Consider the following 680-nt stretch of genomic DNA (forward strand, 5'->3'; position numbering starts at 1 on the left):
GTGATACGCTGATAGCTTTTCAGCTTTTCAACTTCAACGATACCGTAAGAGCCTGTTTGAGAAGGATCAACGGTTTCAACGCCTAAAATGCTGTTACCGCTTTGGTTGTACACATCAACCATCTGTTTCAACGCGCCTTTAGGCGTGTCAATCAAATCGTCTGCCAAAATAACGGCAAAAGGCTCGTTACCAACGGCAGCCTGCGCGCACAATACGGCATGACCCAAACCCAATGCTTCAGTTTGACGGATGTACATGCAGGTAATGTTGGGAGGCAGGATATCGCGAACGTGCTCCAACAGCTTGTCTTTTTGACGCAATTCCAATTCGGTTTCCAACTCGTATGCTTTGTCGAAGTGGTCTTCGATACTGCGTTTGTTACGGCCGGTGATGAACACCATTTCAGTACAGCCGACTTCAACCGCTTCTTCAACTGCATATTGAATCAGAGGTTTGTCTACGATAGGCAGCATTTCTTTGGGGCTGGCTTTGGTCGCAGGCAAGAAACGGGTGCCCATACCGGCAACGGGGAAGACGCATTTTTTAATGGGTTTCATATTATTATCCTATTTTAACTGTGGGTTTATACCCCAAAAAGTGTAAAGATGTAGTCGTATGTAATGATAATACCACATGATAAAGTATCAGACGGTCTGAAAAGGAGGATTGGTCATAGATAC

Annotated in this window: 1 protein-coding gene; it reads right to left on the bottom strand. The window is 45.1% G+C overall.

Annotated features, from left to right (window positions below):
- Positions 1–557: UTP--glucose-1-phosphate uridylyltransferase (locus ACTHUR_RS14555; protein WP_440399295.1), on the bottom strand; the 557-nt coding region annotated here is incomplete at its 3' end.
- Positions 558–680 lie beyond the last annotated feature (123 nt).

The organism is Neisseria sp. P0021.S007 (assembly GCF_051956855.1).